The sequence below is a fragment of the Ferrovibrio sp. genome, assembly GCF_002796975.1.
In the GTDB taxonomy this organism is placed as follows: Bacteria; Pseudomonadota; Alphaproteobacteria; order Ferrovibrionales; family Ferrovibrionaceae; genus Ferrovibrio.
Genome location: NZ_PEKV01000014.1, coordinates 34828 through 61028 on the forward strand (window position 1 = coordinate 34828; position 26201 = coordinate 61028).

General features: G+C 64.7%; 24 protein-coding genes, 1 tRNA gene and 1 pseudogene. 14 read left to right on the forward strand and 12 right to left on the reverse strand.

What is annotated here, in order from left to right; genetic code table 11:
- The first annotated feature begins 48 nt into the window (after positions 1 to 48).
- A complete protein-coding gene (locus CTR53_RS16560; protein ID WP_290815893.1) occupies positions 49 to 1269 on the forward strand; it encodes an efflux RND transporter periplasmic adaptor subunit in 1221 nt (406 codons plus the stop codon).
- 37 nt (positions 1270 to 1306) lie between these two features.
- Positions 1307 to 4385: pseudogene (locus tag CTR53_RS16565) on the forward strand (efflux RND transporter permease subunit).
- 160 nt (positions 4386 to 4545) lie between these two features.
- Here the strand turns inward: CTR53_RS16565 and CTR53_RS16570 are convergent.
- Positions 4546 to 5766, reverse strand: a complete 1221-nt coding sequence (locus CTR53_RS16570; protein WP_290815895.1) for an adenylate/guanylate cyclase domain-containing protein — start codon at positions 5764 to 5766, stop codon at positions 4546 to 4548.
- 94 nt (positions 5767 to 5860) lie between these two features.
- On the reverse strand, positions 5861 to 6907 hold the full coding sequence (locus CTR53_RS16575) for a DUF2332 family protein (protein ID WP_290815898.1): 1047 nt from the start codon (positions 6905 to 6907) through the stop codon (positions 5861 to 5863).
- Positions 6908 to 7004: 97 nt separating this feature from the next.
- Here CTR53_RS16575 and CTR53_RS16580 point away from each other — a divergent pair.
- From CTR53_RS16580 to CTR53_RS16590, 3 genes are all read left to right on the forward strand, one after another.
- Positions 7005 to 7091: transfer RNA gene (locus CTR53_RS16580), tRNA-Leu, on the forward strand.
- A gap of 130 nt (positions 7092 to 7221) precedes the next feature.
- Positions 7222 to 7896 (forward strand): PadR family transcriptional regulator, encoded by a 675-nt coding sequence (locus CTR53_RS16585; protein WP_290815901.1) that lies wholly within the window; start codon positions 7222 to 7224, stop codon positions 7894 to 7896.
- 17 nt (positions 7897 to 7913) lie between these two features.
- Positions 7914 to 8288 carry a DUF3861 domain-containing protein gene (locus CTR53_RS16590; protein ID WP_290815904.1) on the forward strand — a complete coding sequence of 125 codons (375 nt, stop codon included), beginning with the start codon at positions 7914 to 7916 and terminating at the stop codon, positions 8286 to 8288.
- 109 nt (positions 8289 to 8397) lie between these two features.
- Here the strand turns inward: CTR53_RS16590 and CTR53_RS16595 are convergent, their stop codons facing one another.
- The 4 genes from CTR53_RS16595 to CTR53_RS16610 all read right to left on the reverse strand — a co-directional run bounded on the left by CTR53_RS16595 (position 8398) and on the right by CTR53_RS16610 (position 12364).
- The gene (locus CTR53_RS16595; RefSeq protein WP_290815907.1) at positions 8398 to 8964 is read right to left on the reverse strand and encodes a PAS domain-containing protein; all 567 of its coding nucleotides are present in this window, start codon (positions 8962 to 8964) and stop codon (positions 8398 to 8400) included.
- A 106-nt stretch (positions 8965 to 9070) separates the two neighbouring features.
- Positions 9071 to 10060, reverse strand: coding sequence for an L-histidine N(alpha)-methyltransferase (gene egtD, locus CTR53_RS16600; RefSeq protein ID WP_290815910.1), 990 nt, complete (start codon positions 10058 to 10060; stop codon positions 9071 to 9073).
- Entirely contained in the window at positions 10057 to 11493 is a 1437-nt protein-coding gene (gene egtB / locus CTR53_RS16605) for an ergothioneine biosynthesis protein EgtB (RefSeq protein ID WP_290815913.1), read from the reverse strand. The genes egtD and egtB overlap by 4 nt, the downstream gene beginning before the upstream one ends.
- 247 nt (positions 11494 to 11740) lie before the next feature.
- Positions 11741 to 12364 carry a TetR/AcrR family transcriptional regulator gene (locus CTR53_RS16610; protein WP_290815916.1) on the reverse strand — a complete coding sequence of 208 codons (624 nt, stop codon included), beginning with the start codon at positions 12362 to 12364 and terminating at the stop codon, positions 11741 to 11743.
- A gap of 111 nt (positions 12365 to 12475) precedes the next feature.
- Between CTR53_RS16610 and CTR53_RS16615 the strand changes: the two genes are divergently transcribed.
- Complete coding sequence (locus CTR53_RS16615; RefSeq protein WP_290815919.1) at positions 12476 to 13744, forward strand: MFS transporter; 1269 nt, start codon at positions 12476 to 12478, stop codon at positions 13742 to 13744.
- Between the two features lie 19 nt (positions 13745 to 13763).
- Here the strand turns inward: CTR53_RS16615 and CTR53_RS16620 are convergent, their stop codons facing one another.
- Positions 13764 to 13979, reverse strand: coding sequence for a hypothetical protein (locus CTR53_RS16620; RefSeq protein ID WP_290815925.1), 216 nt, complete (start codon positions 13977 to 13979; stop codon positions 13764 to 13766).
- Between the two features lie 399 nt (positions 13980 to 14378).
- Positions 14379 to 16454, reverse strand: a complete 2076-nt coding sequence (locus tag CTR53_RS16625) for a thioredoxin domain-containing protein (RefSeq protein WP_290815928.1) — start codon at positions 16452 to 16454, stop codon at positions 14379 to 14381.
- A gap of 59 nt (positions 16455 to 16513) precedes the next feature.
- Between CTR53_RS16625 and CTR53_RS16630 the strand changes: the two genes are divergently transcribed.
- The 4 genes from CTR53_RS16630 (at position 16514) to CTR53_RS16645 (ending at position 19359) form a co-directional block, all read left to right on the forward strand.
- Positions 16514 to 16777, forward strand: coding sequence for a DUF6489 family protein (locus CTR53_RS16630; RefSeq protein ID WP_290815935.1), 264 nt, complete (start codon positions 16514 to 16516; stop codon positions 16775 to 16777).
- Between the two features lie 6 nt (positions 16778 to 16783).
- Complete coding sequence (locus CTR53_RS16635) at positions 16784 to 17185, forward strand: (2Fe-2S) ferredoxin domain-containing protein (RefSeq protein ID WP_290815938.1); 402 nt, start codon at positions 16784 to 16786, stop codon at positions 17183 to 17185.
- 115 nt (positions 17186 to 17300) lie between these two features.
- Positions 17301 to 18644 carry a tRNA uridine-5-carboxymethylaminomethyl(34) synthesis GTPase MnmE gene (gene mnmE / locus CTR53_RS16640; protein WP_290815941.1) on the forward strand — a complete coding sequence of 448 codons (1344 nt, stop codon included), beginning with the start codon at positions 17301 to 17303 and terminating at the stop codon, positions 18642 to 18644.
- A gap of 121 nt (positions 18645 to 18765) precedes the next feature.
- Positions 18766 to 19359 (forward strand): GNAT family protein, encoded by a 594-nt coding sequence (locus tag CTR53_RS16645; RefSeq protein ID WP_290815944.1) that lies wholly within the window; start codon positions 18766 to 18768, stop codon positions 19357 to 19359.
- A gap of 24 nt (positions 19360 to 19383) precedes the next feature.
- Here CTR53_RS16645 and CTR53_RS16650 read toward each other — a convergent pair whose 3' ends face one another.
- From CTR53_RS16650 to CTR53_RS16665, 4 genes are all read right to left on the reverse strand, one after another.
- Entirely contained in the window at positions 19384 to 19836 is a 453-nt protein-coding gene (locus CTR53_RS16650) for a hypothetical protein (RefSeq protein ID WP_290815947.1), read from the reverse strand.
- Between the two features lie 135 nt (positions 19837 to 19971).
- The gene (locus tag CTR53_RS16655; RefSeq protein ID WP_290815950.1) at positions 19972 to 20496 is read right to left on the reverse strand and encodes a PAS domain-containing protein; all 525 of its coding nucleotides are present in this window, start codon (positions 20494 to 20496) and stop codon (positions 19972 to 19974) included.
- Between the two features lie 20 nt (positions 20497 to 20516).
- Complete coding sequence (locus CTR53_RS16660) at positions 20517 to 21317, reverse strand: alpha/beta hydrolase (RefSeq protein ID WP_290815953.1); 801 nt, start codon at positions 21315 to 21317, stop codon at positions 20517 to 20519.
- Between the two features lie 4 nt (positions 21318 to 21321).
- Complete coding sequence (locus tag CTR53_RS16665) at positions 21322 to 22107, reverse strand: MOSC domain-containing protein (protein WP_290815956.1); 786 nt, start codon at positions 22105 to 22107, stop codon at positions 21322 to 21324.
- Between the two features lie 307 nt (positions 22108 to 22414).
- Between CTR53_RS16665 and CTR53_RS16670 the strand changes: the two genes are divergently transcribed.
- The 4 genes from CTR53_RS16670 (at position 22415) to rsmG (ending at position 26200) form a co-directional block, all read left to right on the forward strand.
- Positions 22415 to 22624 (forward strand): hypothetical protein, encoded by a 210-nt coding sequence (locus CTR53_RS16670; RefSeq protein WP_290815959.1) that lies wholly within the window; start codon positions 22415 to 22417, stop codon positions 22622 to 22624.
- 255 nt (positions 22625 to 22879) lie between these two features.
- Entirely contained in the window at positions 22880 to 24769 is a 1890-nt protein-coding gene (gene mnmG / locus CTR53_RS16675; RefSeq protein WP_290815962.1) for a tRNA uridine-5-carboxymethylaminomethyl(34) synthesis enzyme MnmG, read from the forward strand.
- Positions 24770 to 24933: 164 nt separating this feature from the next.
- Positions 24934 to 25380, forward strand: coding sequence for a VOC family protein (locus CTR53_RS16680; RefSeq protein WP_290815965.1), 447 nt, complete (start codon positions 24934 to 24936; stop codon positions 25378 to 25380).
- Between the two features lie 187 nt (positions 25381 to 25567).
- Complete coding sequence (gene rsmG / locus CTR53_RS16685) at positions 25568 to 26200, forward strand: 16S rRNA (guanine(527)-N(7))-methyltransferase RsmG (RefSeq protein ID WP_290815968.1); 633 nt, start codon at positions 25568 to 25570, stop codon at positions 26198 to 26200.
- Position 26201: the final 1 nt, after the last annotated feature.

Sequence of the window (26201 nt, forward strand, 5' to 3'; positions counted from 1 at the left end):
TAGCCGCATAATTCTTCGCGCATGCAAAAAATAAGTGGGGGTCTCCCAATGTCTTTCCGTCAGTTCCGTAACGGCGCGCTGGCTGCCGCCGCCCTGATGAGTGTCGGCTCGCTGGCTCCTACTGCCTGGGCCCAGGGCGGCCCGCAGGGTCCGCCGCCGGTCACGGTGGCCAAACCGGTGCTGCGTACCATCGTCGAGATGGACGAATATACCGGCCGCTTCGATGCCGCCGCCTTCGTGGAAGTGCGCCCCCGCGCCAGCGGCTATCTGGAGACCGTGCATTTCCAGGACGGCGCCACCGTGAATGCCGGCGACCTGCTGTTCACCATCGACCGCCGCACCTACCAGGCCGCCTATAACCAGGCGCAGGCCTTGCTGAACACCCGCCAGACCGAATTCGACCTCGCCAAGCTGGAATTCGAGCGCTACCAGAAACTGACCCAGACCGGCGCCGCCGCGGCGGCCACTCTGGACCAGCGGCGGCAGGCTTTCCTGTCGGCACAGTCCGGCATTGTCGGCGCCCGCGCCGCCGCCGAGACCGCGCGGCTCAATCTCAGCTTCACCGAAGTGCGCGCGCCGATCTCGGGCCGCATCTCGCGCAAGCTGGTCACCGAAGGCAACCTGGTGCGCGAGAACGAGACGCTGCTGACCACCATCGTGCAGCTCGATCCGGTGCATTTCTATTTCGACATCGACGAGCGGTCGTATCTGGCTTACCAGCGTATCGCCAAGAAGGGCGGCAACAGCAGCAGCGGCGGCAGCAACGGCCGCGGCCTGAAGGTGTCGGTCATGCTGACCGACGAGAAGACCTTCACGCATGAGGGCGTGCTCGACTTCACCGATAACCGCGTCGACAGCGCCACCGGCACGATGCGGCTGCGCGCCGTGTTCGACAACAAGGACCAGTTCCTGACGCCGGGCCTGTTCGGTCGCATCGCGGTGCCGGGCAGCCCGGAATACCAGGCCGTGATGGTGCCCGACGAAGCCATCCTGACCGATCTCGACCGCCGCTATGTCTATGTGGTGGGCGACGGCGGCGCGGTGCAGCAGCGCCCGGTCCGCACCGGCTCGCGCACCGACAACTACCGCATCGTGCGCGAAGGCCTGAAGGGCGACGAGACCGTGGTGATCAACGGCCTGCAGCGCGTGCGGCTGGGCGGCGGCAAGGTGACGCCGATGCCGGTCGAGCTGCCCAAGGTCTGGGGCGGCCTGATGTCGCTGCCGAAGCCGGCCGCGCCCGGTGGCGGCCAGCAGCCGCCCGCCAAGTAATCCGAAGCCCCATTCAGTCTTACGCCGCGAGGGCGCCATGAAATTCGGACATTTCTTTGTCGACCGGCCGATCTTTGCCGCCGTGATCTCCATCGTCACGGTGATTCTCGGTGCGATCGCCTTCTTCCAGCTGCCGGTTTCGGAATATCCCGAAATCGCGCCGCCGCAGATCAACGTCACCGCCAGCTATCCCGGCGCCGATGCCGAGACGCTGGCCCGCACGGTGGCGACACCGATCGAGCAGGAAATCAACGGCATCGAGAACCTGCTCTACATGTCGTCGTATTCCACNNCTGCCGGAAGAAGTGCGCCGCCAGGGCATCCAGACCCGCAAGCAGGCCGGCGACTTCCTCATGGTCGTGCATCTGCTGTCGCCCGACGAGCGCTACGACCAGCTTTACATCGCCAACTACATGAACCTGCGCATCCGCGACCAGCTGCTGCGGCTGGAAGGCGTCGGCAACGTGATCGTGTTCGGCGGCAGCGAATATGCCATCCGCATCTGGCTCGATCCCAACCGCATGGCCGCCTACGGCCTGTCGGGTGCCGATGTGGTCAGCGCATTGCGGGCGCAGAACGTGCAGGTCTCGGGCGGTTCGCTGGGCCAGCAGCCCTCGCCGGACGACACGGCCCTGCAGGCCATCGTCACCACCCAGGGCCGCTTCTCCGATGCGCGCCAGTTCCGCGAGGTGATCGTCAAGAGCAGCCCGGACGGCCGCCTGGTGCATCTGGACGACGTCGCCCGCGTCGAGCTTGGCGCCAAGGATTACACCAGCCGCAGCTATCTCGACGGCAAGACCGCGATTGCCATGGGTGTATTCCAGCGTCCGGGCACCAATGCACTGGAAACCTCGACGGCCGTCATCAAGCGAATGGACGAGCTGAAGCAGGATTTCCCTGAAGGTCTGGAATACACCATCATCTACAACCCGACCGAATTCATCGAGGAATCGGTCAACGAGGTGTACAAGACGCTGATCGAGGCGATCATCCTGGTCGCGCTGGTCGTGCTGGTCTTCCTGCAGAACTGGCGTGCGTCGCTGATCCCGATCCTCGCCATTCCGGTTTCGATGGTCGGTACGTTCGGTGTGATGCTGATCTTCGGTTTCAACCTGAATGTGCTCAGCCTGTTCGGCCTGGTGCTGGCCATCGGTATCGTGGTCGACGACGCCATCGTGGTGGTGGAAAACATCGAGCGCAATATCGCACTGGGCATGAGTCCCAGAGATGCGGCGCATGAGACGATGGACGAGGTCGGCACGGCGGTGATCGCGATTGCCGTGGTGCTGTCGGCGGTGTTCATCCCGACCGCCTTCATCCCCGGCATCACCGGCCAGTTCTACAAGCAGTTCGCGCTCACCATCTCGGTGGCGACGATCCTCTCGGCCTTCAACTCGCTCACATTGTCGCCCGCGCTGGGCGCCGTGCTGCTGCGCAAGCATGAACATGGCCAGGAGTCGAAATTCCCGCCGTTTCGCTGGCTGAAATTCGCCGGCGACAAGTTCAACGGCAGCTTCGACAAGATGAGTAACGGCTATGCCAGGGGCGTCAGCCGCATCGTCACGCGCCGCGTGCTGATGCTGGGCGTCTACGGCCTGCTGGTCGCCAGCACCTTCTTCCTGTTCCGCACCGTGCCGCCGGGCTTCATCCCGCCGCTCGACCGCGGTTACGCCATCGTCGTCATCCAGCTGCCCGACGGCGCAAGTCTGAGCCGTACCGACGAGGTGACGCAGAAGGCGACCAAGCTGGTGGAAGGCGTGCCGGGCGTGGCGCATGTCGTCGCCATTCCGGGCTTCAACGGCGCCACCTTCACCAACGCGACCAACGCCTCGGTGATGTTCACGCCCTTCACCGACTTCCACGAGCGCCTGCCGCAGGGCCTGACCTCGGACAAGATCATCGCCCAGATGATCGGCAAGCTGCAGGGCATCGAGGAAGCCTTCGTCATCGCGGTGCCGCCGCCGGCGGTGCCCGGCATCGGCTCGGGCGGCGGCTTCAAGATGCAGCTGCAGAACCGCACCGGCGACGACGTGCGTCCGCTGCTCGCGGCCGCCTATCAGATGATGGGCATGGCGATGCAGACTCCGGGCGTGACCGGCGTGTTCACCACCTTCTCGGCCTCGTCGCCGCAGGTGTTCCTGAATATCGACCGCGTGAAGGCGCAGATGCTGAACGTGCCGATCTCGAATGTGTTCGAGGCTTTGCAGGTCAATCTCGGCTCGGCCTATGTGAACGACTTCAACGCCTTCGGCCGCATCTTCCAGGTGCGCGCCCAGGCCGATCAGCAGTATCGCCTGAACAAGGAGGATATCTCGCGCCTGAAAGTGCGGTCCGCCACCGGCGACCTCGTTCCGCTGGGGACTTTGGTTGAAATCAAGGAAACCGCCGGCCCGGACCTGCTGCAGCGCTACAACACCTATGTCTCCGTGCCGCTGCAGGGCAACACGGCGCCTGGCGTGTCGACCGGCCAGGCGCTCAACATCATGGAGGGCCTCGCCAAACAGGTGCTGCAGCCGGGTCAGAGCTTCGAATGGACCGAGATCGCGCTGCAGGAACGTTCGACCGGCAACACGGCAACTTACGTGTTCATCCTCGCTGTCGTTTTCGTCTTCCTGGCGCTGGCGGCGCAGTATGAAAGCTGGGTGCTGCCGCTGGCGATCATGCTGATCGTGCCGATGAGCGTGCTGTTCGCCCTGTTCGGCGTCTGGGTCGCCGGCATCGACAACAACGTGCTGGTGCAGATCGGCCTTGTCGTGCTGATCGGCCTGGCAGCGAAGAACGCGATCCTGATCGTGGAATTCGCCCGCCAGCTCGAAGCCGAAGGCAAGTCGCCGGCGGATGCCGTGATCGAAGCCTGCCGCCTGCGCCTGCGCCCGATCCTGATGACGGCCTTTGCCTTCATCCTCGGCGTGCTGCCGCTGGTGACCTCCTCGGGCGCCGGTGCGGAAATGCGCCGCGCGCTCGGTACGGCGGTGTTCTCCGGCATGATCGGCGTGACCCTGGTCGGCCTGTTCCTGACGCCGGTGTTCTACGTGGTGCTGCGCGCCTTCGTGCATGGCCGGGTGGACAAGCAAGTGACGCCGCACCAGCACCAGCCGGACCCTGCCGGCGAGTAAAACCGGCGCAAGCTGAAACAGGAAAAGGCCCGGTGTCAGAACCGGGCCTTTTTTATGCAACTCTATTTGTCACCCGGCCTTGAGCCGGGGTCCCATTTTCTCACCGCGATAAAAACAAATGGGATCCCGGGTCAAGCCCGGGATGACGATGAAAAAACGCCTACCGCAGCACGCTCGGATCGAGCGTGAACAGCTCCGACGGATTCTCGACGCCGCGCAGCGCGTAACGCCCGAGCGAGATGGCATACTCGTTCAGCCCGCCGGCGGCCTGTTTGAACGCCGCCGAGTAGATCGCGCGCTGGTCGACCGAACGCGCCAGGCCGGAGATGCGGGAGAGTTCGTTCACGGCGGGACCGACCACGGTGAAATCGAGGCGATCCTCGCCGCCGAAATTGCCGTACAGCACTTCGCCGACATGCAAGGCGACGGACATATCCGTCACCGGCAACCCGGCATTGGCGCGGCGGTTGCGCACCTCGCGCAACTCGCGCAGGCAGCTTTTCAGCGCCTTGATCGACTGCATGCAGGCATTCTGCAGGTTGCCGTCGTCGCGGAAGATGGCGAGCACACCGTCGCCGACGAATTTCAGCACCTCGCCGCCATGGGCATGGATGGCCGAGACGGCAGCACCGGCATAATCGTTCAGCAGCGGCATGATCAGTTCGGGCGACACCGTATCGACCAGCCGGGTGAAGCCGCGCAGGTCGGAAAACCATAAAGCAGCCGTGATGCGCTCGGCCTGGCCGCGGCCGATGGTGCCGCTCAACACACGCTGCGCGGCATTGCGGCCGAGATAGGTTTCGGCCACCGTCTCGGCGATGCGTCGCACACTGGCCGAGCGCACGGCGGCGGCGGCGAAGGGGATCAGCGCATTCAGCGTGTCGAGCTGTTGGTCGCTGTAGCCCTCGCCATGCATCGTCGTCCAGGAAGCATAGATCGAATTGAGCTGGCCGATCACGGCGCGCTCGCCGAAGCGCGTCATGGTGACGAGATAATCCGTGTAACCCTGCTCGGCCAGTTCGGGCAGCACCGGGAAGGGATAGTCGCCGCCGTTATGGCCGGCGATGCGGAAGCGGAAACTGTCGTCGCCGCTGGTTTCCAGATGGTAGAAGGGGCTGGAATGCCATTTGCGCTGGCCTTCCTCGGTGACCGAGCGGCCGAATTCGAACAGTTCGACCTCCTGCTTGTCGGCATGCCAGGAGAAGATGCGGCCGGCGAGGACCGGATGCAGCGTATCGGCGCCGAGCAGGGCGCGCTTCACCGGAATCCCGGCCTCGTTCAGGTTCGAGCAGAAGTTGCTGAGGATTTCGCCTTCCGAATGCCCGTTGAGCGAGGCATCGGCGATGGCGCGGGCAATATTGGTGAAAACCTTGGGATCCATGCGCGCAAGATAGGACTGGGTTTGTAAAAAAGCGATGGGGCGGCGACGGAATCTGCGGCCAAAACCGTCAGCAGCAGACCTGTCAACCGAACGTTCAGTCGGTTTCCCAGCGCATCCAGCGGCCGTGATAGTCACCGGCGCCGAGCCGTGCCTCGCGGCCGTCTGCGCTGCTGCCGTCCCACACGGTCAGGGTCAGGTCGGCGCCGTCCTTGGCGCGGCCGGGCTCGAAGCGCAGCCAGGCGACCGGGCTCTGTGCCGTCGCCACCGCACCGGCCTGCTGCATCGCTGCGGTGATGCGCTGCTGTTCGTCGGCTGCGACATACTGCCAGACGATCGAGTGATACAGCACGAAGGCGGCATCTTTCTGCCGTTGCTGTAATTGCGCGGCGACGAAGTCGGCGGCATGGCGGCGCGCCACCGTGATGTCGCGGCCGGCGGCATGGTCGAGCGCAAGAGTCACGCGCGCCAGCCGTTCGGGCTGGCCGGCCCAGATATAGGACAGCAGCCGCTGACGGTCGGTGGTGCTGCGCGCATCGAGCGGACTGACATCGCAGCCGGCGCGCGCAATGACTTTCGGATGCAGCGTCGGCGGTTGCGCGCCGCCCCAGCGGCAGCGCAGCAGCAGCGGCGCGGTCTGCGGTTCGCCATGCTGCCAGTTGCCGAAATCATAGGCGTAAGCATCCCAGCTGAGATTGAGCCCGGCGCTGGCGCCGATCTCGCAGGTCTGCAGCGCCACGCCCGGACAGAGCTGCGCCAGTTTCAGGAAGCCGCCGAGCAGCACGGCGGAGCGCTGCGGATCGTTGGTCTGCGGCGGGCTTTGCAGATACTGCGCGAGCAAAGCGGCATGACGCGCGAGCGCGGCATCGAGATCGGCGGCTGTAATCTCTTCGGCCGTGTAACAGGCAGCAAGCTGCGTATCGCCATCGAACACGGCGCGATGCAGCGCGCCGGCCAGCCGCAGCGCCAGCGCATCGGCACGCGGATTGCCGGGCCAGGCCAGCAGCGGCGCCGACCATGCGGCATTCGCTTTCAGCCGTTCGGCGGCGAGATCGAGCAGCGCACCGGTGAATGGCGAGCCGAGCGTGCGGCAGTAGTCGGCCTGGTCGCGGAAGGCGGCGATCACTGAATCGGGGGAGGACATCGCGTCATCTTGTCGGGCCTGCGCCCGTGCCGCCAGTGGTGCAGTGCCGCCAGACAATTGACGCCTCGCCTGCCCGGCGCGTAGACAGAACCCGCCTGCCCGCTTGGCGGAATTGGTAGACGCACGGGACTTAAAATCCCGAGGCCGCAAGGCCGTGCCGGTTCGAGTCCGGCAGCGGGCACCAGCCTTCCCGTATCCCATCAAGCCCCTGCGCACTGGCCAGCCCTGTGGAAAACCGCTTGACTCAGGTATCGCAAAGTATATCTTACGATATGTCAGACGACGGGTCTGACGTAATGACGTGAGTATCAGACATGAGTGAACATCTGGAATTTCCCCATATTCTCAAAGCCTTGCGCGATCATCGCTGCATAGGTCGTAATGGCGGGCGCCGGCATTTCCGCGGCCGTCTTGCTGCCGCGCTGTTCAGCTCCGGCGAAGACGGCCTGGGTGGGCATGGCTTCCGCGCCAGCCGCGTGGTCTCGGCGGGCGATCTGCAGCTGCTGATCCTGCTGCTGCTGGAAGAGGGCCCGCGCCATGGCTACGAGATCATCAAGGCGCTGGAGCAGCATACCTCGGGCTTCTACGCGCCGAGCCCCGGCGTGATCTATCCGGCGCTGACCTATCTGGAAGAGATCGGCCATGCCAGCGTCTCGGCCGAGGGCAGCAAGAAGCTCTACAGCCTGACTGCGGCTGGCCGCGATTATCTGGCCGAACACCGCGTGCATGCCGACACCATGATGGCGCAGCTGGCCAAGATCGGCGCACGCATCGCCAAAGCGAAGCGCTTCTTCCGCAGCGGCGACGAACTCCCGGCCGAGGACGAAGGCGATGTCACACGGCACGACGCCGATCCGTCTTCCTCGATGAAGGCAGCGCGCCGGCACCTGCGCGCCGTGCTGCACGACGCGGACGACGCCTCGCCCGAGGAACAGCGCCGCATCATCGATATCCTGGTGAAGGCCGCGAAAGACATCCGCGGGCAGTAATTACGTTCGGGGGGCTCATGGGAACTGCCACCATCAGCGACATTGCCTGGAAAGGGCACCATATGCGCGGCCATCGTTATCGCGTCACCGTCGAACATCTCGGCACGCCGCGCGACGGCATGGAGAAACAGCCCGAACTGGTGTTCGAGGCGGTGAACCATGACGAGATCATCAGCATCGTGCAGCGCATCCGCGCCAGCGGGCATTACGCAGACGACGAGGCTGCTGCCATCGGTATCGGGCTGAAGCTGTTTTCCGAAGCGATGCTGAAGCGCAAGGACGACCCGCTGTTCCAGGCTTTGCGCCCGGCGTTCAGCAGTTTTATCGGCGGCCTGAAGGCACGCAATCGCGGGGAAGGTTCATCGGCAGCGGGGACGGCCGGCGCAGCTTGAAGGGCTGGTACCGGGCCGGCATCGCATCGAGCTGCCTCAGGATGCGATGCCGGCCTCGGTTTGCCACCCCCGGCAACCGGAGAACTGACGTTGTTACTGCGCCGCGCCCCTATTGAGCGGCAAGCGGCGCGGCTTCCCACAGATCGATGGGACGATAGGGCAGGCTGATGCCCAGAATGGTGTCGACGTTGATGCCGTCGTTGGCCAGCGGCAGCATCAGGTTCTCGACCTCGCTCCAGCCGTTGAACTCGAAGGCATCGTCTTCCACCGGCATGGCGCCGCGGCGCCAGGTCGGCATGCCGTCGCGCACGGTGGTGATCAGGCGGGTGCGATTGGCAGCCCAGGCGAGCGGCCGCAATTCGTCATACCAGTCGTTGCCGATGGTGCGGCCGGTCGACGCCGCGAATTCGCTGCCGGCCATGCGGTAGCGGAAGCGCCAGGGATTGCGCGTGACATCCAGCATCCACATATGCGGCAGCAGCTCGGAGAGTTCGATACGGTCGATGTCCTGGCGCGTCGGCAGATGCCCGTCGGCATTGCACTTGCGCATCCAGTAATACATCAGCTCGCGGACCTGGGGGTGCCAGTCGTTGCCGCGTTCGGCGGCGCGGACGACGCGCCAGCCGCCATCGAAAACGCGGGGCAGGTCGGAGAAGGTGAGGAATGGCGGGGTCATGAGCACGGCGAGACCCTAGTCGGTCCCGCCGCCGCCCGCGCATTACTTTCCGATTACGTTTTGAATCGGAAACCAGAATCAGAAGTGCTGCTTACAGGCCTGCCGCTCATGCCTGCGGCAGCGCGAGCCAGTGCAGGCTGAACAGGCTGTCCTCGTCGGTCCACATCGCCGCTGGCCGGAAACCGGCCTTTTCCGCCAGCATGCGGAAGCGCGCCGGCGTGTATTTGCAGGAATTCTCGGTGTGGATCGATTCACCGGCGGCAAAGTCGTAGCGCTGGTCGCAGACCTGCGCGGTCTGCGCGACCCGGCTGACCAGGTGCATTTCGATCCGCTGCTGTCCCGGGTTGTAGAAAGCATAGTGATCGAAGGCATCGAGATCGAAATCGCCGTTCAGGTCGCGATTGATCCGCTGCAGCAGGTTGAGGTTGAAGGCCGCCGTCACGCCGGCGGCATCGTTGTAGGCGGCGTGCAGGATGGCGGGATCCTTCACCATGTCGACGCCGATCAGCAGGCCGGCCCCGGCGCCTCCTCCGCTGCGCAGCATGGCAGCCGCATTGCGCAGGAAGTCCTGCGCTTCATCCGGGGTGAAATTGCCGATGGTCGAGCCCGGGAAGAAACCGACGCGGGCGCGCGCCTGCGGCAGCGGCGCAGGTAAAGGTAATTGCTGCGTGAAGTCGCCGGCCACCACGCGGATGGCGATATCGGGGTAGCTTCGCCGCAGCGGGGCGACGGCCGCCGACAGATGCGGGCCGGAAATGTCGATCGGCAGATAACCGGCCGGGCGGTCGAGCGCATCAAGCAGCAGCCGCACCTTCTCGGCGGCGCCGGCGCCGAATTCCACCACTTCCACATCGGGGCCGATGATGGCGGCGATCTCGCGCGCATGGTTGCGCAGGATCTTCTTCTCGGTCCGGGTCGGGTAATATTCCGGCAGGCGGCAGATCTGCTCGAACAGTTCCGAGCCATGCCGGTCATAGAAATATTTTGCCGGCAGCGTCTTGATGGCGGCGCTCAGGCCGGCCTGCACATCGCGGCTGAAGTCGGTGGGACGATGGCTGGGGCGCTCCTCGCGCCGCAGGGAAACGACGGTGTTCATGCATCCTCCGCGAGACGGATACCGGAAAACTGCCAGCGCGCGGCCGGCGGGAAGAAATTGCGATAGCTGGCGCGTACATGGCCGGGCGGCGTGACGCAGGAGCCGCCGCGCAGCACGACCTGGCTGACCATGAATTTGCCGTTGTATTCGCCGATTGCGCCGGCGGCCGGCTTGAAGCCCGGATAAGGCTCATAGCCCGAGCGGGTCCATTCCCAGACCTCGCCGAACATCTGCAGCCGGCCCGGCGGTGTCGCTGCCGGACGCGGATGCGGATGTGCGCGATCTAGGAAACCGCCGCGCGCCTCGCAGCGGCCGCTTTGGGCTGCATGCTCCCATTCGGCCTCGGTCGGCAGCCGCTTGCCGGCCCAGGCCGCGAAAGCCGCCGCCTCGAAGAAGCTGACATGGCAGACCGGTTCGGCCGGATCGATGGCGCGCTTGCCATTCAGCGTGAAGATCTGCCAGCTGCCGTCTTTCCTGGCGTCTTGCGTCCAGTAGAGCGGCGCCTGCCAGCCCTCGCGCTGCACGGTGGCCCAGCCATCCGAGAGCCAGAGGTCGGGCTGGCTGTAGCCGCCGTCTTCCATGAACAGCAGATATTCGCCGCAGGCGATCGGCCGCGAGGCAATGCGATAGGGATTGAGCAGCACGCGATGGCGCGGGCTTTCATTGTCGAAGGCAAAGCCATGGCCGTCGTGGCCGATCTCGACGATGCCGCCGGCGAAGCTGACGAAATCGAGCGGCGGCGGCATGTCGCGGGCGAAACCCTGCGCCGGCTGGTAGGCCAGCGAGACCGGATTGCGCCAGAAGGCATGCTTGATGTCGGTGAGGATCAGTTCCTGGTGCTGTTGCTCATGCGCCAGGCCCAGGGCCAGCAGCGGCGCCAGCTGTGTCAGCTCGGCATCCCCGGCGCGCGCGATCAGCTCTTCCATCGCCGCATCGACATAGCGGCGATACTGCGTGACGGTGTCGGCGGTCGGACGGCTCAGGATGCCGCGTTCGGGCCGCGGATGGCGCTCGCCGACCGCCTCGTAATAGGAGTTGAACAGGTAATTGAAGTGTTCGTCGAACACGCAATAGGTCGGCTGGTGCGGCTGCAGCAGGAAGGTCTCGAAGAACCAGGTGGTATGGGCGCGATGCCATTTCGCCGGCGAGGCATCGTCCATCGACTGCAGGTTCTGGTCTTCCGGCGTCAGCGGCTCGACCAGCTTTTCGGTGCCCTGCCGCACGGTGCGGTAGCCTTCCAGCAAAGCCTCCCGGGCCGACCGGCTGTCGGCCGTCTGCGTCATGCGCGGTGCCATGGCGAGGGTGACGGTGCGCAAAGGTTCGGGCTGGCCGTCGGCGTCGTAGATGGCGGTGACATCGCTCTCCGTTGCCGCGACGCTGCGCTGGCTGAGGTCTTCGGGGCCGATTTCCTCAAAGAGATCTGTTCCGCTCATTTTGGTGGCTCTCCCCGTCACGCGACGCAAACCAACCCTGGCCGCAACAGGGCGTCGCGGCACCGGCAAAAGTTAACGCCAGCGCCGGATTGTGGTTCCGGTTTGCGCCGGTTCACAGACTGCCAGATTGGGCGCGCCGGGCCGGTAATCCAGTGCTGATCGGCCACCGGAGCGCGACTGCTGCCGGAATCTGACAGCCCGGGAGAGACCCGGGTGAGGCCTGGGTGGGGAGGCGCGCGTCGGCGGACTAGGTTTTCAGATGGGCGTCGATCAGCCGTTTGGCGGCCGCGACCAGCGCGCGCGCCGGCCCGCCACCGGCATGGAAGATCTGTCCGGACACAAACGCGCCCTCGATCAGCAGCATCAGGCTGTCGCCGAGCTGCTTCGGATCGTCGGCGCCCATATCGGCGGCCAGCTCGGCCAGCTTGAGCCGCAGTTTGCGCTTGTGGTCTTCCGACACCTTGCGCGCCGGATGCGCGTCGTCGGGATATTCGACGGCCGTGTTCGAAAGCCCGCAGCCGCGATAGTCGGGCGCACTGGCGCGGTCGTTGAGGTTCTGCAGGAAATCCATCAGGCCGGCGCGCGGATTGTCTCGCCCCGCCTTGTCGAGCCGGGCTTCGAAACGCTGCCAGAATTCGGCGTCGTAGTCGCGCAGATAGGCCGCCGCCAGCTCGTCCTTGGAGGGGAAGCTGCGATACAGGCTCGGCTTGGTGACGCCGGCCCTGGTGACGATCTCATCGACCCCCACGGCGCGGATGCCCTCGGCATAGAACAGCTCACGCGCCGTGCGCCGGATTTTGTCGGCGGCGCGGGGTTGCCCGGTCTGCGGATTGACGGGCAGCGACGGGGTGCTGCCGAACGGCGTCTGCACGGATCTGTCCTGGCTTTTGCGGGCCATCAACGGCGGGTTCCCAAATGAGACTTGACAATGTTACCGATCGGTACGCATATTCGCGCATCATTTAACGTACCGGTCAGTCACATGAGCATAGCACGTCCGACTTTCCTTGGCCAGAAATATGCGTTTCTGGTCGTTGCCGTGATTTTCGTCTGCCTGCTGGCGGCGGCCGGGCTGCGCTCCAGCCCGAGCGTGCTGCTGGTGCCCTGGGAAAAGAGCTTCGGCTGGAGCCGCGACACCACTTCGCTGGCCGCCGCGATCGGCATCTTCCTCTACGGCCTGGTCGGGCCGTTCGCGGCCGCCCTGATGCAGAGTTTCGGCATCCGCCGCACCCTGCTCTGTGCGCTGGCGCTGATGTCGGGCGCCACCATGCTCTCCACGCTGATGACCGAGACCTGGCACCTGATCGCCACCTGGGGCGTGCTGACCGGATTAGGCTCCGGCGCCATCGCGCTGGTGATGGGCGCCACCATCACCAACCGCTGGTTCGCCACCAACCGCGGCCTCGTCATGGGCCTGCTGACCGCCAGCACCGCGACCGGCACGCTGATCTTCATCCCGCTGCTCTCCATGCTGGCCGAACTCGGCAGCTGGCCGCTGGTGACCTGGACTGTGGCGCTGGTCGCTGCGGCGCTGATCCCGCTGGTCTGGTGGCTGCTGCCGGAACGGCCGAGCGACATGGGGCTGATTCCCTATGGCGCGACCGAAGCGCCGCCGCCGGCCGGGCCGGCGCAGAATCCGCTGGTCTTCGCCGTGGCCGCACTCGGCCGCGCCTCGAAGAAGGCCGACTTCTGGTTCCTGTTCGCCACCTTCTGGATCTGCGGCTTCACCACCAACGGTCTGGTCGGCACGCATCTGCTGTCGTTCTGCGGCGATATGGGCCTGGCCGTCACCACGGCGGCCGGCGTGCTGGCGCTGATGGGCTTCTTCGACCTGTTCGGCACCACGGCGTCGGGCTGGCTCACCGACCGTTACGATCCGCGTAAATTACTGTTCATGTATTACGGCCTGCGCGGGCTCTCGCTGGTCTACCTGCCCTATACCGATTTCTCGCTGGCCAGCCTGTCGGTCTTCGCGGTCTTCTACGGCCTCGACTGGATCGCCACCGTGCCGCCGACCGTGAAGCTGGCGGTGGAGGCCTTCGGCGAGCGCGACGGTCCGGTGGTGTTCGGCTGGATCGCGGCGGGGCATCAGCTCGGCGCGGCCAGTGCGGCCTTCTTCGCCGGCTGGATGCGCGTGCAGCAGGGCAACTATTTCGAAGCCTTCGTGATCGCCGGCGTCACCGCCGTGATCGCCGCCGGACTGTCGCTGCTGATCAGGGGCAGGAAGCAGGCGGCACTGGCGGCGGCGTAAAGGAATTCGACACTAAAAATCACCCAGTAGTGTCTTCTTGGGTGTCGGAGAAAATATCGATCTTTTGTGCTTCATCCAGTTTTTGGATGTGACCCATAATGATAATACGAGCGGCGTCGGTGCTATTGTTCCCATAACCACCTGTTTTCACTAGGCGATTGAGAACCTTTTCCGTCCGCCCATTGACTGTAAGCGGTAGGCGGATGGATTTTTCAGCTAAAGGTTTACGACCCATTACAGGCGCACCGTATCAATAAAATCCGTTATAAAAAGCGCTTTTTTCGGGATAACTATATCTTGACAAATGCCATAGAAATGGCACAAGATATCGCTAATAGAAAAGGCGGCTCGAAGAGCCGCCTTGACTAAGATGGTCGGGTCGACAGGACTTGAACCTGCAACTCCCCGGGTGGCCACCAAGCACTAGAACCCAGGGTATTTTTTATCCAGTTAAACTACGCCCGTTCAGTAATGCCCCACCGATTCGGCGGGGCATTACCTAGAACGTTAGGCTGGAATCCTCCGGGCTGCAAGCCCCTACTCATAGCTGTGGTGGGTATAGTTTCTATATTGGTACTATATATAGTATGCGATCACCCTACTGATCAATCCGTAGAAACATAAGAGAAACTTACTAAACCGCTCTTGTCGCCTTGATCGACACCGTCAGTTCCGCCGGCGTCGTCACCGGCAGGCCGCAGGTCGGGCCGAGGCAGACGTAAGCCGTCGGCTTGCCGTCGATCTGCGTCTTGCCGGCCGCCGGATGCGTTTCGGGCAAGGCCGCATCGGGTGCGGACACCATCACCACGCGGTTGGGCACCGACACCTTGTAGGCAGCATTCACCAGCGCATCGGTGGCGGGCTCTCCTCTGCGGCCGATGATCGCCACCTGCACGGCATTGAGGAAGAGGTCGGCGCCGTTGAGGAAGCTGCCCATCGGGAAGAAATTCCGACCGATCTCGGGCGAGAAGGCATCGAGCAGGTTCTGCGCACGCTCGCGCCAAACCACGTCGCCGGTGAGATACCACAGCCGCGCGAATACGCCGACCAGCGTGCCGTTGCCGGCCGGCGTGGCGTTGTCGGCGGCATGCCGCGTGCGCGCCACCAGATCCTCGGCTTCCGTTGAGGTGAGGAAATAGCCGCCGTTCACCGTGTCGGCGTAATCGTGTTCCACGCTGTCGAGCCAGCGGATCGCCTGCGCGAGGTAATCCGGACTGCCGGTGGCTTCGTGCAGCGCCAGCGCCGCCGCCGCCATGTTGGCGTAATCGTCGAGCAGGCCGGGGCTGACCAGGATGTCGTTGCGCCAGCTGTGGCCGAGCCGCCCATCGCCATACTGCATGGTCGAGACGATGAAGCCGTAAGCACGCTCGGCAGCCTGCAGCCAGTCGGCCCGGTCATACTGCAGCGAGAGATCGGCCAGGGTTGCGATCATCAGGCCGTTCCAGTCGGCCAGCACCTTGTCGTCCCAGCCCGGCTTGATGCGTTTGTCGCGCACGGCGAACAGTTTTTCGCGTGCGATGCGCAGGCGCTTTTCGCCGGCCTCGTCCTTCAGGCCGGGTTCGAGCGAGCGGCGCAGGATGGTCTTGTGTTCCCAGTTGCCGTCCTCGGTGACGTCATAGGCGGCGCAGAATTCGCCGGTGTAAGGCCCGAGCACGGCGGCGATCTCGTCCCTGTCCCAGACGTAGAATTTGCCTTCCTCGCCTTCGGAATCGGCATCCTGCGTCGCCGCGAAAGCGCCGCCCTCGGCAATCATCTCGCGCAGCAGCCAGCCGACGGTTTCCTCGATGCGCTGGCGCAGCACGGCATCCTCGGTCTCGGCCTGCACCAGCGCCATGTGACTGAGCAGCTGGGCATTGTCGTACAGCATCTTCTCGAAATGCGGCGCCAGCCATTCGGCGTCGGTGGAGTAGCGCGCGAAGCCGCCGCCGAGATGATCGTAGATGCCGCCCTGCGCCATGCGCGTGATCGTGTTGATCACCGCGATCGAGTACTCGGGATTGGCAGTGCGTAAATACGCACGCCACAGCAGGTCGAACAAACCCGTCTGCGGAAACTTGGGTGCGCTGCCGACGCCGCCATGTTCGGGATCGACATGGCCCAGAATCTGCCCCGCCACCTGGTCGAGCACATCGTTGCTGAGCGGCAGGCGGTCGCGGCTCTGCGGCCTGGCCAGGTTGCGCAGCGCACCGACCAGCATCTTGCTGTTCTGCGCCACAGCATCGGGCTTCTGCGTGTAAGCCTCGTGAATCTTTTCCAGCACTTCGCGGAAGCCCGGCCGGCCGTAACGGCTTTCGGGCGGAAAATATGTGCCGCCCCAGAAGGGCTCGCCCTTCGGCGTCAGGAACATGGTAAGCGGCCAGCCGCCCTGTTCGCCCAGCACATGCAGGGCGTTCATGTAGATGGTGTCGATATCGGGGCGTTCCTCGCGGTCGACCTTGATATTGACGAACAGGTCGTTCATCACGCCGGCAATCGTGGGGTTCTCAAAACTTTCATGCGCCATCACATGGCACCAGTGACAGGCGGCATAGCCGATGCTGAGCAGGATCGGTTTGTTGGCGGCCTGGGCCGCGGCCAGCACCTCGGGCGACCAGATCTGCCAGTGCACCGGATTGTCGCGGTGCTGCTGCAGATAGGGCGAGGCGGCCCGGTCGAGATTGTTGCGGCCAAGATCGGGTTGATTGGTCCCTGACAACGCGGCACCGGTCATGCTAGGTATTTGTCCTGCTTCTCAATTTCGGGCATTCCACTCAGCAGTATGGTGCAGCGATGAAGGTCACTGTCAATGTCGATTGCACGCCGGAGGAGGCCCGCACCTTCCTCGGCCTGCCGGATGTGCAACCTTTGCAGGAGGCCGTGATGGCCCAGATGCAGGAGCGCATGACGGCGTCGCTCAAATCCATGGACCCCGAGGTGTTGCTGAAAACCTGGGGACCGATGGGGCTGAACAACCTGGAGCAGATTCAGAAATTCTTCTTCAGCCAGTTCCCCGGTGGCGCTGCTGGCGGCGGCGGCACGCCGGGCAAGAAGTAGGGCGCCATGGCGATCCGTTATCAGGTCCGCTCCCCGGCCCGGCTCGGCGATCCGTCCGATTTCTACCGCGCGCATATTTTCGTCTGCACCAACGAGCGGCCGGAAAACCATCCGCGCGGCAGTTGTGCGCGCAAGGGCGCCGAGAAGCTGCGCAATTACATGAAGGCGCGCGCCAAGGAACTCGGCATGGGGCTGGAAGACGGCGTGCGGGTCAACAATGCCGGCTGCCTGGAACGCTGCGAACTCGGGCCGACCATCGTGATCTATCCCGAAGGTATCTGGTACCGCGCCGACAGCTTCGCCGATATCGACGAGATCCTGGAGACGCATGTGAAGAATGGCGGCCGTGTCGAACGTCTGCTGCTCAGGCCCGAAGACGGCCCGGATCATAGCGAAAAGAAAAAGTGAGCGGCTGCTCTGCGACACGCCTGCTTTTGTCGCCCTCGGGCTTGACCCGAGGGCCCCATTTGGGTTCGCACGGAAAATGGGATGCGCGGGTCAAGCCCGCGCATGACAGAGTATCATGACACCCCAGACCGTCTACGCGCTGTCCTCCGCGCCCGGCCGCGCCGGCGTGGCGGTGATCCGGCTCAGTGGCCCGCAGGCCGCCGATGCGCTGGAGGCGCTGACCGGCGGCAAACTGCCCGAGCCGCGTGTCGCCGCGCTGCGCCGGCTGCGCGACGAGACCGGCGCGCTGCTCGACGAGGGCATGGTGCTGTGGTTTCCGGCACCGCACAGTTTCACCGGCGAAGACGTGGCCGAACTGCAGGTGCATGGCGGCCGTGCCGTGCTGGGTGCGATCTTCGCGGCGCTGGCGAAACTGCCGGGCCTGCGTCTGGCCGAACCGGGCGAGTTCAGCCGGCGTGCGTTCGAGCATGGCAAGCTCGATCTGACGGCAGCGGAAGGCCTCGGCGACCTGATCAATGCCGAGACCGAGGCGCAGCGCAAACAGGCTTTGCGGCAGATGCAGGGCGCGCTCGGGCAGCTTTACGAGGGCTGGCGCAACCAGCTGGTGCGCGCGCTGGCGCATCTCGAAGCCGATATCGATTTCCCGGATGAAGACCTGCCCGCGGGCGTGGCGGCGGAAGTGAAGCCGCAGATCGCGCGCCTGCGCGAGGAGATCGCCGCGCATCTGAACGACCGTCAGCGCGGCGAGAGATTACGCGACGGTTTGATGGTGGCGATTGTCGGCGCACCCAACGTCGGCAAGTCGTCGCTGCTCAATGCGCTGGCGAAACGCGAGGCGGCGATTGTCTCGGAGATTCCCGGCACCACGCGCGATGTGATCGAGGTGCATCTCGATCTCGGCGGCTATCCCGTCGTGCTGGCCGATACCGCCGGTCTGCGCGAAAGCGCCGATGCCATTGAGAGCGAGGGCGTGGCGCGCGCTTTGAAGCGGGCCGAGTCCGCCGATCTCAAGATCGTCGTGCTCGATGCGACCAAGAAATCCGTGCCGAAAGACACCGAGGCGCTGATCGACCAGGACGCCATCGTGGTGGCCAACAAGGCCGATGCGGCGAACATTTCCGCCGGCTGGGAGATCAACGGCCGCGCCGTGCTGCCGGTCTCGGTGCGCGCCAATACCGGCATGAATGCCTTGCTGGATATGCTGGAGAAAGAGGTCGTCGAGCGGATCGGTTTAACCGGCAGCGCGACGCTCACCCGGGCGCGGCACCGCGAGGCGCTGGTCGACTGCATTGCAGCCTTGGACCGTTTCCTGCGCGGCTCGGAGCGGCATAACACCAGCGCCGAACTGGCCGCCGAGGATATACGGCTGGCGGCGCGCGCGCTCGGCCGCATCACCGGCCGGATCGATGTGGAAGACCTGCTCGATGTGATCTTCCGGGATTTCTGTATTGGCAAATAGACGCCGTCACCTATACCGTCATGGCCGGGCTTGTCCCGGCCATCCACGCCTTCCTACTGCCTACGACGTTCAAAGACGTGGATCCCCGGCACAAGGCCGGGGATGACGGATTAGAGAGAAAATGCCCGACGCCTTTCCGACCCTGAAATCCGAACGCCTGCTGCTCCGCGCCTTCGTGCCGGATGATGAAGCGGCGTTCCAGCAGTTCGCGGTCAAGGAAGACTTCTGGAAATTCCTGCCCGGGCCGGCGCTCGATTCAGGCCTGGTCAAGCGTTTCATCGCCGCACGGGTGATCGAGGGCGAAAATCCGTCCGGCCGCGACTGGCTGTTCTGCGTGGAAGAAAAACAGATGATGCGCGCCATCGGTATGGTGCGGCTCAGCATCGCCTCGCCCGAACACCGCCAGGGCAATATCGGCTTTTCCTTCGACGGCACCTTGCGCGGCAAGGGCTATGCCTCGGAGGCGATGCAGGCGGTGCTGCGCTTCGGGTTTGCCGAACTGGGGCTGCACCGGATCACGGCGCTGGCCGATATCGACAATATCCGCAGCCATGCGGTGCTGCAGAAGCTCGGCTTCCGCGTCGAGGGCCGGCTGCAGCAGAATTTCAACGTGCGCGGCGAATGGCGCGACTGCGACCTGTTTGCCCTCCTGCGCAGCGAATGGCCACCCGCGTCGCTGCTGGATGGCCAGGCCGGCAGCACGGCGCTGGCTTAAATCGGGTTCGCCTGGACGCCGGCGTTACGACTTGGGCCAGTGCACGGTGGGCAGCGCGCCCTCGACCGGACGGCCGGTGCGCGGATCGACCTTCAGGGTGCGGTCGCGGCCGTCGCGCGTGCGGTACTGCACCTCGTAGCGGCCATCGTCCCAGTCGATGTCCTTGATAAATGCAAAGTCGGGCCGGCTCTCGATCTGGGTAATGATCTGCGACAGCGACAGCGCTCCGACCGGCGGCCCGCCTTCAGGCTCGATCTGCTGCGCCGGGTCGGCGGTGACATTGCTCTGCGACGTCGGGCTCTGCGACGTCGGGCTTTGCGAGGCCGGCGCCTGGGTCTGCACCACGCCGGCGCGCGGACCGGGGTCGCCGGGTGGCGATCCGCCCCGTCCTGTTTGCATGGGGACGGGTTCGAGGGCGGACGCGGGGCCGGCGGCGCTGAGCGCGCCCAGCAGGATCAGGGCTGCAAGGTTGTTCATGGCGAGGGCTCTGTCTGGTCCAACCAATAGGGTGTCGGGCTTTTGCCCTTGTATGGGACCTATGACGTACCCGGAATATGGCATCAGCAGGGCCAGCCCGGGGCGGTACCCGGGCAATCCGGGGGATGCCGGCCCTCAACCCAGATCGGCCAGTCTTAGCTCCAGATCAGGTTGGGGGTCCGGATTGGGCAGCGGCCGGACCAGCGCCAGGATCATGTCGACGCTGCGGCCGTCGGCGGCGAGCGGCAGGCCGAAACGGCCGAAATACAGGAAACCGCGGCCGGGAGCCGCCGAAGGGCTGGCGAAAAACATCGGCCGCGCCTCGCTGACCGCCCGGTCGAGATGCTGCTGCAGCACGGCATAGCCGGCGGTGGGCACGGTTTCGTCGTAATAGCGGCCGGTCTCGTCGGCCCCGGTCATTGCCGCCAGCGCGCTGCCGAACAGGCGGATGCGGTAGCGCCGCTTTCCGTCCGGCTGGGCTTCCACCTCGAGCAGCGCGATGTCGCGCAGCAGGTCGCGCGGAATCTCCAGCACGTCGATATCGCTGCGCGCCGGTAACAGGCCGTTTTTACATTTGCCGAGCCAGAACTGATGCAGGCGCGCAAAGGCCGGATCGCCGTTGGCGCCGTCGGGCAGGGACCAGTGCGCGGGAGGGGACACAGGAGGGGACACGGGAGGGGTCATACAGCAGAACGGTCGAGGAAGCTGCGCAGTGCCATCACGAATTCTTCCGGCCGTTCGTCATGCGGCACATGGCCGGCGCCGTCGAAGAGCTTCAGTTCGCAACGCGGATTGAGCGCCGCCATGCGGTCCATCTCGTCGCGTCTGACCAGCCAGCTGTTCGTGCCATGTATCAATAAAATCGGACAGACTATCGCGGCCCAGTCGTCGCTCCAGTCGCCGACGAGATGGGCGCGCGCCTCGTCATGCCAGGCACCGGAAAAGCGGAAGCCCCAGCCATCCTCGTATTCCACCAGGCTGTCGAGCAGGTAGCGGTCCATGCCGGTCTCGGTGGTGCGCATGAAGGCGAGGAACTGGTCGAGCGTCTCCCAGCGCAGCGGCCAGGACACGCCGGGTTTGGTCGGGCCGAAACGGCAGCCGACATCCTCGATGACCAGCGCGCGCACCAGCTCGGGACGTTTTGCTGCCAGCTGATAGGCATTCACGCCGCCGAACGAATGTCCCATCAGCACGACGGGGCCGCATTTCAGATGCTCGATCATCGCGGCGGCATCCTCGATGAAGGCGGCGCGCGTGCGGTCCTGCGCGTGGTCGCTCCAGCCATGGCCGCGCTGGTCCATGCCGACGATGCGCCAGTCATCTCTCATGGCCTGCGCCAGCGGCGCATAGTTGCGACCGCAGCCGGCGCGGCCATGCAGCGCTACCAGTGTGCGTTCAACCGGCCCGCCGAAATCGACCCAGGACAGCTTCACGCGCCCCTGTTGCTCTTGGCGTGTGAGATAGCCGCGCTGGCCCGTCATGTCTTTAAAGGATGCGGCCGACGCGGTCGCCCGGCCTGATGCGGCCGCCTTTGACCACGCGGGCATAGACGCCGCATTTGTTATGCCCATAGACGCCGTTCAGCGTGCCGACCACGTCGGTGTCCTGCACGCCGCTGTCGGGATTCACATGCGTGGCGAGGCAGCGGCCGATCACGGCTTCCACTGCCAGCACGGTCTCGCCGATTTCGATCTGCGAGCCGACCCACTGCATCTCTTCCCAGGCCGGGAAGCCGCCGATCACCAGGTTGGCGCGCAGGCGGCGAGAGTCGAGCGGTTCGGTCTGCCCCAGTTTGCGACCGAGTTCGGCCAGCGTGGCGGTGTTCTGGATCGACAGGTAAGGCGCGGGCACATCGGCGAACCAGGCGTTCGGCGCCTCGGCCACCTTGACGCTGCCGCGCGTGCCTTCTGCGCCGATATGCTCCAGCACCACTTTCTCGACTGCGGGACGGCTCAGCGGCGAGGTCAGGTCGGCATCCTGCACCAGCACCTTGCCGTCCTTACGGATCGTGATCTTTGTGCCGTCCGCATCGAAGCTGCAGTCCAGTGCGGCCAGCGGCGGATTGCGGATCCAGGTGAGGAAATGCGCCTTCTTCTGGAAGGCCGGCGCCGCTGCATCGAACGCCGAACCGCCATGCGCCAGCGCGAAGCGGCGGTCATTGGCAATCGGCTGGTCGGGCGTGAGCTGCGCGGCATCGAGCGGCTGTGGCGTCAGGCCCTTCACCGGGAAGCGCGTGATGGAGAGAAGCGAGGCGTCGAGATCCATGGTCATGGCTTCTCTATGGCCAAGGCGGCGCAGGCGGTCAACGCCGGAATTGCATCGCTATTGTCACTCCTGCAAGACTGCGGCACCACACAGAAAGAAATACCGATGCTGCTGCATGCCATCGCGCTCTACGCCACTGCGCTCCTGTTTGGCGCGATGCTGTTCTTCTCCTTCGCACTGACGCCGGTGATCTTCGCCAGGCTGGAGCCGGAGCAGGCTTCGCGCACGGTGCGCGCTGTTTCCGGTCTACTATCTCGTCATCATCATTTGCGGCGCGGTCGGCGCGCTGACGCTGGCGCTGGAGGAGCATGCGGTGCCGGCCGCGCTGCTGGCGCTGGTCGCGGGCTTCGCCGTGCTGGTGCGGCAGGTCGTGATTCCGCGGCTCGATACGCTGCGCGACGCGAAAACCGCCGGTGAGGCGGCGGCGGTGCGGCAGTTCAAGCGGCTGCACGGGCTGAGCATGGCGGTCAACCTGGCGCAGATCGCGGCTGCGGCGGCGGTATTGTCCACCTTTGTTCGGTAGGCTGGGTAGAAACGGACCGTGGACCTTTTTCTTAAAGAACAAACAGGGAATATAAGGCCGGATCAGGGGGTTTCACGTGAAACCACCTCTCGCCCTTTGTCATCCTCGGGCTTGACCCGAGGATCCCATTTTTACAACAGCAAAGATAATGGGATGCCCGGATCAAGTCCGGGCATGGCGAACATTTGTGAGGGTCTCACGTGTAACCGCGATTCCCTTTGACGGCCTGTGGATGACGGCCTAAAACCCGCGCCCATGCAGGACAAGTTCGATGTCATCGTGATCGGCGGCGGCCATGCCGGCTGCGAGGCCGCAGCGGCCGCGGCCCGCATGGGTGCGCGTACTGCGCTGGTGACGCACAAGCCCGAGACCATCGGCGAGATGTCGTGCAACCCGGCCATCGGCGGCCTGGCGAAAGGCCATCTGGTGCGCGAGATCGATGCGCTGGATGGCGTGATGGGCCGCGTCGCCGATGCCGCCGGCATCCAGTTCCGCATGCTCAACAAATCGAAGGGCCCGGCGGTGCGCGGGCCGCGCACGCAGGCCGACCGCAAGCTCTATCGCCAGGCGATGCAGGCGATCCTTGCTGAGCAGGCGAACCTGACGATCATCGGCGCGGCCGTCGAAGATATCCGCATCGACAACGGCGAGATCAGGGGCGTGGTCTGCGGCGACGGACGTTTCATCGCTGCGCCCAAAGTCATTCTGACGACCGGGACTTTTCTGCGCGGTCTGATCCATATCGGCGAAGAGAAGATTCCGGCCGGCCGCGTCGGCGAAGCGCCATCGCTCGGCCTCTCGAAAACCCTTGAAACATGCGGCTTTTCGCTGGGTCGCCTGAAAACCGGCACGCCGCCGCGTCTCGATGGCCGCACGATTGACTGGGCAGCATTGGAGATGCAGAGCGCCGACGATCCGCCGGTGCCGTTCAGCTTCCTGACGCAGCACATCACCACACCGCAGATCCAGTGCGGCGTCACTTACACCAGCGAAGCAGGGCATGCGCTGATCCGCGACAACCTGCATCGCGCGCCGATGTATAGCGGCCAGATCGAAGGCACCGGGCCGCGCTATTGCCCCTCCATCGAAGACAAGGTGGTGCGCTTCGCCCAGCGCGACCGCCACCAGATCTTCCTGGAGCCGGAAGGGCTGGACGACGACACCGTCTATCCGAATGGTATTTCGACCTCGCTGCCGCGCGATGTGCAGGCGGCTTTGCTGAAGACCATCCCCGGCCTGGAGCAGGCCGTGATGCTGCGGCCGGGCTATGCCATCGAATACGACTTCGTCGATCCACGTGAATTGAAGCCGACGCTGGAGACCAAACGCCTGCCGGGGCTTTATCTGGCCGGCCAGATCAACGGCACGACCGGCTATGAAGAAGCCGCGGCCCAAGGCCTGATCGCCGGGCTGAATGCCGCTATTTCTGCCGGAAAAGAGCCAAATTCTGCGGAAAATCCGTTTATTCTCGGTCGCGCTGATGCCTATATCGGCGTGCTGATCGACGATCTGGTGACGCTCGGCACCCGCGAGCCCTACCGCATGTTCACCAGCCGGGCGGAATACCGCCTGTCGCTCCGCGCCGACAATGCCGACCAGCGCCTGACTCCGCTGGGGCTGCAGCTGGGCTGTATCGGGGTTTCACGTGAAACCGCCTGGACCGCCAAGGATCTCGCGCTCACCGAAGCGCGCCGGCGGGTGCGCGAGTTGAAAATGACCCCGCCGGAGCTGGTCAAGCGCGGTTTTCCGGTCAATCAGGACGGTCAGCCACGTTCGGCCGCCATGCTGCTCGGCTATCCCGACATGACCGTGGCGAAACTGGCCGCACTCTGGCCAGACCTGGCCGGGATGGCGCCCGAGATCGTCGAGCAGGTCGAGATCGACGGACTGTATGCCGGCTATATGGAGCGCCAGGAGGCGGATATCGTCGCCTTCCGCAAGGATGAGGGCCTGATCCTGCCCGAAGCGCTGGATTACGACGCGGTTGGCGGGCTCTCCAACGAGGTGCGCGCCAAGCTGAAGCAGCACCGGCCCGGCACGCTCGGCCAGGCGGCGCGGATTTCCGGCGTCACCCCGGCGGCGCTGTCGGCTTTGCTCGGCTATGTCAAAAAGGCCAAACGGGACGGTGCCGAAGCAGCCGAATAAAGCAACATCAATGGGTTAGGTGGCAAAAGGGTATGTTTCACGTGAAACATACCCTTTTTCTTTAGCAGTCCGGGCCGGCGCTATTTGCCCAGAAATCCCATAAATGTCGCCGCCGTTTCGCCCGGTTCTCCGGTAATCTTGGAAAAACCCCCGAGGAGCCGCCGATGACTGTCCCGCCAGCCACCCAGCCCCCCGAGACCGACTATCCGGGCAATATCATTCCCTGCCTGCGCTATCGCGATGCCCCGGCCATGATCGAATGGCTCTGCCGGCATTTCGGCTTCCAGAAGCAGCTCGTCGTACCGGGCGGGGATGGCACGGTCGGCCATGCCCAGCTCTGCTACGGCACCGGCATGATCATGCTGGGCTCGCTCGCCATCGAGAATGACTACGGCAGGCATGTCACCGTGCCGGATGCCATCGGCGGCAAGGCAACCCAGACCATCTATGTCGTGGTACCCGATGCCGACCTGATCTACGCCCGCGCCCGCACCGGCGGCGCCGAGATGCTGATCGACATCAAGGACGAGGAATATGGCGGCCGCGGCTTCACCTGCCGCGACCCGGAAGGCCATATCTGGTCCTTCGGCACCTACGATCCGTGGAAATAGGGCGGGGAACGGCGGAAAATACGCAGGGTTTCACGGGAAACAAGGCGTGGATGGCCGGGACAGGCCCGGCCATGGCAGCTTTTTTTGATTGTCATGCCCGGGCTTGACCCGGGCATCCCATTAAATGGGACCCGCGGATCAAGTCCGCGGGTGACAAAGGAGAGAGGGTCGGCGATAACCCGCCATCATGACGCCCGCCCAGTTCCAGCAAGCGACCCACTGCAGCGCTGCCGCGATCTCGCGGCTGGAGGCTTACGCCGCGCTGATCGCCAAGTGGCAGAAGGCGATCAACCTGGTGGCGCCAAAAACGCTGCCTGAACTCTGGTCGCGGCATTTCCTCGATTCCGCGCAGCTGCTGGAGCACGCACCGCGCGACACCATGCGCTGGCTCGACCTCGGCTCGGGTGGCGGCTTTCCGGGGCTTGTCATTGCTGCAGTTTCGGAGGCTCAGGTTCACATGGTCGAAAGCGACCAGCGCAAGTCAGCCTTCCTGCGCGAGGCGGCGCGCGCGATGGGTGTGACGGCCACTGTTCACGTGAAACGTATCGAGGCAGTGGACGCGGCTGTATTACATGCCGCGATGGGCGGTGCGCCGCAGGTGATCTCGGCGCGTGCGCTGGCGCCGCTGAGTGATCTCATCGGCCTGGCCCAACCGCTCGCCGGGGCCGACACAGTCTATCTGTTTCCCAAGGGGCGGAACGCCGAGGATGAATTGACCGAGGCGCGGCGATATTGGACACTTCCCACCGCAGACAGGCTGCCGAGCCGGACCGATCCGGCGGCCAGCATCCTGCGCCTAAAGGGATTGGGGCCTAAGTGAC